General features: G+C 52.1%; 6 protein-coding genes and 3 pseudogenes. 5 read left to right on the top strand and 4 right to left on the bottom strand.

What is annotated here, in order from left to right; genetic code table 11:
- The 3 genes and pseudogenes from IR141_RS11950 to tgt all read right to left on the bottom strand — a co-directional run.
- A pseudogene (locus IR141_RS11950) lies at positions 1–199 on the bottom strand (IS1595 family transposase); the annotation flags it as partial.
- Positions 200–373: 174 nt separating this feature from the next.
- Positions 374–721: a rhodanese-like domain-containing protein gene (locus tag IR141_RS11945; RefSeq protein ID WP_135037577.1), complete on the bottom strand. Its 348-nt coding sequence runs from the start codon at positions 719–721 to the stop codon at positions 374–376.
- Positions 722–751: 30 nt separating this feature from the next.
- Positions 752–1867 (bottom strand): tRNA guanosine(34) transglycosylase Tgt, encoded by a 1116-nt coding sequence (tgt, locus tag IR141_RS11940; RefSeq protein WP_135037574.1) that lies wholly within the window; start codon positions 1865–1867, stop codon positions 752–754.
- Between the two features lie 119 nt (positions 1868–1986).
- On the opposite strand from tgt, the gene ung reads away from it, so the two are divergent.
- The 5 genes and pseudogenes from ung (at position 1987) to IR141_RS11915 (ending at position 5080) form a co-directional block, all read left to right on the top strand.
- Positions 1987–2661, top strand: a complete 675-nt coding sequence (ung, locus tag IR141_RS11935) for a uracil-DNA glycosylase (RefSeq protein ID WP_256359879.1) — start codon at positions 1987–1989, stop codon at positions 2659–2661.
- Between the two features lie 180 nt (positions 2662–2841).
- Positions 2842–2963: pseudogene (locus tag IR141_RS13595) on the top strand (uL14 family ribosomal protein); the annotation flags it as partial.
- Positions 2964–3127: 164 nt separating this feature from the next.
- The gene (gene gshB / locus IR141_RS11925) at positions 3128–4084 is read left to right on the top strand and encodes a glutathione synthase (RefSeq protein ID WP_135037568.1); all 957 of its coding nucleotides are present in this window, start codon (positions 3128–3130) and stop codon (positions 4082–4084) included.
- Between the two features lie 22 nt (positions 4085–4106).
- On the top strand, positions 4107–4508 hold the full coding sequence (locus IR141_RS11920) for a diacylglycerol kinase (RefSeq protein ID WP_135037565.1): 402 nt from the start codon (positions 4107–4109) through the stop codon (positions 4506–4508).
- Between the two features lie 101 nt (positions 4509–4609).
- On the top strand, positions 4610–5080 hold the full coding sequence (locus IR141_RS11915; protein WP_135037562.1) for a copper chaperone PCu(A)C: 471 nt from the start codon (positions 4610–4612) through the stop codon (positions 5078–5080).
- A gap of 171 nt (positions 5081–5251) precedes the next feature.
- On the opposite strand, the pseudogene IR141_RS13590 reads toward IR141_RS11915, so the two are convergent.
- Positions 5252–5554: pseudogene (locus IR141_RS13590) on the bottom strand (IS1595 family transposase); the annotation flags it as partial.
- Positions 5555–5701: the final 147 nt, after the last annotated feature.

The raw sequence follows: 5701 nt of genomic DNA, 5'->3' as shown, positions 1-5701 counted from the left end.
CATCAACTTCTACTTCACCATCAAGCATTTCCAGATGCGGGCTGTTGTGATAGATAAGTAAGCGCAAACGGTGGAAGTAATAGGCAGCGGTATTTTTATTGACGCTAACTAATTGCGCCGCTGTGCGGGCGGTAACACCTGCAACAAATAGTTCAATCAGTTTGTTTTGCTTGTACTGACTTAAACGACTTTTTCTCATAGGGATTATTCTAACCTGAAGTTAAATCTCCCTAGTTATCTAGTACAACCCCTTATTTTATTATAGCCAGTCTGCTGGAAAACTATGGCGGTGTTGCGCTCTCTGTATTACCGGCATTGTTTGCGCTAGGCTACCTGGTGCTTAACTTATTGGGCTGATTGGTTATGGCGTTTGTTATTTCGGTGTCCGGATTGCGGTGGTTGTTTGAGGGTGTTTTTGGAGAAACACGCGGGCATTTTCCAAACTGCCTAGGTTTTTTACATCGGTATAGCCCATTGCAAGTAGTGTTTGGCGCGCATGTTCGGCGCGGTTGCCGCTGCGGCAATAGAGATAAACCGTTTCTGTTTTATCGGGCACAACGGTGGAAATACTGTTTTTTACTGTGTCTACAGGCATCAGGACGGCGTTTGGGATATGGGATTGGGCGTGTTCATCTGGTGTGCGCACATCAATCAATACATCGGCAGAAGCTGCCTGATACATTGCGGCACCTAAAATAAATGAAAGTAATTTGGCGTTCATTGGTTTACCTTTTTTGCTTGGGGTAAATGTTTAGTTTGTTCCGCGCGCGCGGTTTTCGTGGAACTGTGCCTGCCAGTCGGCAAACTTGCCTTGTTCGATGGCTTCGCGCATTTCGGCCATGATCACTTGATAAAAATGCAGATTGTGTATGGTGTTTAACTGTGCGCCGAGAATTTCGCCGGCTTTGTGCAAATGATAGAGATAGGCGCGGCTGAAGTTGCGGCAGGTGTAGCAGGTGCAGCTTTTATCGAGCGGGCGGGTGTCTTGGCGGTGTTTGGCGTTTTTGATTTTGATGTCGCCGAAGCGGGTAAACAGCCAGCCGTTGCGGGCGTTGCGGGTGGGCATCACGCAGTCGAACATATCCACGCCGTGCGCCACGCCGTATACCAGGTCTTCGGGTGTGCCCACGCCCATCAGATAATGCGGTTTGTGCGCGGGCAGCATCGGGCCTATGGCACGCAATATGTGGTACATTTCGGGTTTGGGTTCGCCCACTGATAAGCCGCCGATAGCCAGCCCGGGAAAGTCAAACTGCTCCAGCCCGCGTAGTGATTGTTCGCGCAGCTCTTCATACATCGCGCCCTGCACGATGCCGAACAGGGCATTGGGGTTATTCAAATCTTCAAAGGCTTTTTTACTGCGTTCCGCCCAGCGCAGGCTCATTTGCAGTGATTTTTCTGCCTGGGCACGGGTGGCTTCGCCGGGGGTACATTCATCGAGCTGCATTACGATGTCGGAATTGAGAGTGGTTTGGATTTTCATCGAGATTTCGGGCGACAAAAACAGTTTGTCGCCGTTAATCGGGCTTTTGAAGGTGCAGCCTTCTTCGGTGAGTTTGCGCATATCGGCGAGCGAAAATACCTGAAATCCGCCCGAGTCGGTGAGAATCGGTTTGCTCCAGCCGATAAAGCGGTGCAGACCGCCGAATTGTTCGATAACTTCCAGCCCGGGGCGCAGCCATAAATGATAGGTGTTGCCGAGAATAATCTGCGCTTTGATATCGTGCAGATTGCCGGGCGACATGGCTTTTACCGAGCCATAGGTGCCGACCGGCATAAACACGGGAGTTTCGATGCTGCCGTGGTTGAGTTCGAGCGTGCCGCGGCGGGCGTGTCCATCGGTTTTGTGCAGGGTGAATTTAAGCATGGCAAAGCAGAAAATATCATCAGGCTGCGATTATACAGGCTATTGCTGCAGGCCGACAGGCCGTCTGAAGCTATTTCAGACGGCTGTTTCTTATATAATGGCATGGTTCGTTTATCCCGATTACGGAGCGGTTTATGCAAACTTGGCAAGAAGCCCTTGGCGCAGAGAAGCAGCAGCCTTATTTCCAACATATTCTGAATACCGTTAAAGCCGAGCGCATAAGCGGGCAGACGGTGTATCCGCCTGCGGCAGATGTGTTTAACGCGTTTAAAGCCACTGAGTTTGGCCGGGTGAAAGTGGTGGTTTTGGGGCAGGACCCTTACCACGGCGCAGGGCAGGCGCACGGGCTGGCGTTTTCGGTGCGCCCCGAAGTGGATATTCCGCCGTCGCTGGCGAATATTTATAAAGAGCTGGCCGGCGACATCGAAGGTTTTCTCATTCCCAACCACGGTTGTCTGCAACATTGGGCGCAGCAGGGCGTGCTGCTGCTCAACACCGTGCTCACCGTGCGCGCGCATCAGGCGCATTCCCACGCCGCGCTGGGTTGGGAGCAGTTTACTGACCGTGTGATTGAACAATTAAACGAACACCGCCGCAACGTGGTGTTTATGCTGTGGGGCAGCCATGCGCAGAAAAAAGGCGCGTTTATCGACCGCAGCCGCCATCTGGTGTTAAGCGCGCCGCACCCCTCGCCGCTATCGGCCTATCGGGGTTTTTTCGGCTGCCGCCATTTTTCTCAGGCTAACGCTTACTTGCAGCGGCACGGCTTGGACGGGATAGACTGGCAGGTGTAGTGAATCTGTTTTTGCCTCCGCCGGGCTTGGCATTTGCGGGCGGGCTTGGGTAAAAGAAAGCGGCTAGGCAGGCTGAAAGTGCAGCAGAACCGGTTCCGTATCAGTTTTAACCGTTGGTATTCCAGGCCGTCTGAAAAAGGTAAATCAAGTTGGTTTTTTAAAGGTAAAAAATGATTCAAAATGCAGACCATATTAAATATGGCTGACAACTCTGGTGCGCGCCGCGTGATGTGCATCAAAGTGTCGGGAGGGCTGGGCATCGCTATGCTTCGATTGGCGGCATTGTTAAAGTTGCAGTGAAGGTGCAGCCCCGCATGGCCGTATTGTTGGCGGTTTGCTGCTTGATATCGGTAAATTGTAAGTTTGCTACAGGCACCACATCTAGGCCGTCTGAAACGCAGAACGGTTTTTCAGACGGCCTGCACCTATCGCGTGTATGATTGCCGCCATTCAAAAAAGGACATTTATGAAAATCTTATTTATCGCCGACCCGTTGGCAACGTTCAAAACCTATAAAGACACCACCTACGCCATGATGCGCGAAATGGCCGCGCGCGGCTGGGCGCTGTTCCACACCCTGAGCAGCGGGCTTTCGGTGCAGAACGGCATGGTGGCCGCGCAGGCTGCACCGTTTGAATTTGTTGGTGCCGAAAACGATAACGGCCACGAATGGTTCAGGGCAGGAAAACAAATTCAGACGGCCTTGAAAGATTTCGATGCCGTGATTATGCGCACCGACCCGCCTTTCGATATGCAGTATCTCTACGCCACCCAACTGCTTACGCTGGCCGAAGGGCAGGGCGCGAAAGTGTTCAACAGCGGGCAGGCCATGCGCGATTTCAACGAAAAACTGGCGATTCTGAATTTCAGCCGCTTCACCGCGCCTACGCTGGTGAGCACCTGCGCCACCGATGTGCGCGCCTTTTTACAGGAACACGGCGACATCATCGTGAAACCGCTGGACGGCATGGGCGGCATGGGCATCTTCCGCCTCACCGGAGCCGACCCCAACACCGGCAGCATACTTGAAACCCTGATGCAGCTCGACACCCGCACCATCATGGCGCAGCGTTATCTGCCCGAAATCGTGCACGGCGACAAACGCGTGTTGGTGATCGGCGGCGAAGTGGTACCGTTTGCGCTGGCACGTATCCCGCAACAGGGCGAAACGCGCGGCAATTTGGCCGCAGGCGGGCGCGGCGTGGCGCAGGAGCTTTCCGCACGCGACCGCGAAATTGCCGAAACCCTGGCGCCCGAATTGAAACGCCGGGGCATTTTGCTGGCGGGTTTGGACGTGATTGGCGACTGCCTCACCGAAGTCAACGTAACCAGCCCCACCGGTTTTCAAGAAATCATGAAACAGAAAGGTTTCGATGCGGCCGCCATGTTTGCCGACACCGTTGCGGCTTGGGCAAAACCGTGAGGCCGTCTGAAAGGATAACGCCATGACCGGGCAAAACTATGCAGAAAAAATGAAAGGCAAACGCGGCATCGCACGCATCATCCGTACCGCAGGCTATTCGCTGGACGGCCTGCGCTCGGTCTACCGCCACGAAAGCGCGTTCCGCCAATTGCTGTGGCTGAACACCATATTGGTTATATCGGCGTTTGTTTTCGATTTCAGCGCCGTTACCCGCATGGTGCTGGTTGCCGCATCGTTTTTATCGCTGATAGTCGAATTGTTTAACACCGCCGTTGAAGCCGCCGCAGACCACGCCTCCGCAGCACGGCACGAGCCGGCCGAGCGCGCCAAAGACGCCGCCGCCGCGCAGATGCTGGCATTGGCGCTGCTGGCACTACTGTGGCTGATGTCGCTCTGGCGGGAATACGGCTTTAATCTTTTCTAAATTTCTCAGGCAGGTTTGAGACAGGTCATATTTTCAGGCGGCCATTGCTGCTATAAAGGCTGCTCAAACCTGATTTTTCCACCCCGACAAAGGAGTTTGAAATGAAGAAAATACCGGCAATATTGCTGGCCGCCGCACTCAGCCAAACAGCGTGGGCAGCAGACATCACCGTAGAGCAACCCTGGGCGCGCGCTACCGTGGAAGGCATGACGATGGGCGGCGCCTTCATGAACATCACCAACAACACCGGCAAAAACGATTTTCTTACCGGCGGCAGCAGTGCAGTAGCCGACAAAGTGGAGGTACACACGCATGTGAACGACAACGGCGTGATGCGTATGCGCGAAGTGGCGGGCGGCATCCCCTTGAAAGCCGGCCAAACCACCGAACTGAAGCCCGGCAGCTACCACATCATGTTTATGGGTTTGAAAAAGCAGCTGAAACCGGGCGATAAAGTGGAGGTTACTTTGAAATTCAAACGCGCCAAAGCGCAAACCGTTACCATGGAAGTACAAAACATACCGAAAACCAACGGCAATGCCGACAGCCACGGTATGAAACACACGCATTAAACCGAGATGTTTACAGCTTTTCTGCTTGAAACTTGGAACTACAGGCCGTCTGAATATTTCAGATGGCATGTAGTATCTAAAATTTAGTTGGTTACATTTTTAATTTTTGCTTGAGAACCTATTTTGGGATTTTTTAGAAGGAGTTGTACTAGATTAACCCTAAGTCCTATATCAATTCCGCAGGGCCTTAAGATGCTGGAATGGTGTACCGAAGTTAAACCCGAAATTTGCATTTTTTCTAAAATAAAGGGGAGGATTTTCGATCGATTCCATTGTATTTATGTAAGACACGTTTTGTCTGATTCCAAAAATTCCCAATGCTGTTATTAATATGTTTTTGTTGGTCGGCAAACTGCCGTGATTTATCCGGTGATGGGGGGCTGCCAAAACTCTATGCATCGTAACTGTTCAAACTATCCATATAAACTACACTGTCAGGCATAATTTCCTCACAATAACAGGAAACAAGCTTTCTTTGCAGCGTTATTCACTTGTGTCAATTCCATTCCAAAACTGAGCCACAGTTGTGGTCTAAAATTGAGCCACCCTATGAGCGGTGTTTCATCCGGTAAGAATCATTGCCCGTCTCAAAAATATCGCAGCAATAAGTCAGGCGGTCCA

This window comes from Neisseria sp. 19428wB4_WF04, from assembly GCF_015235335.1.
In the GTDB taxonomy this organism is placed as follows: Bacteria; Pseudomonadota; Gammaproteobacteria; order Burkholderiales; family Neisseriaceae; genus Neisseria; species Neisseria musculi.
Note: the sequence above shows the minus strand (reverse complement) of the source record. Positions and strands in the feature narration are given on the sequence as shown.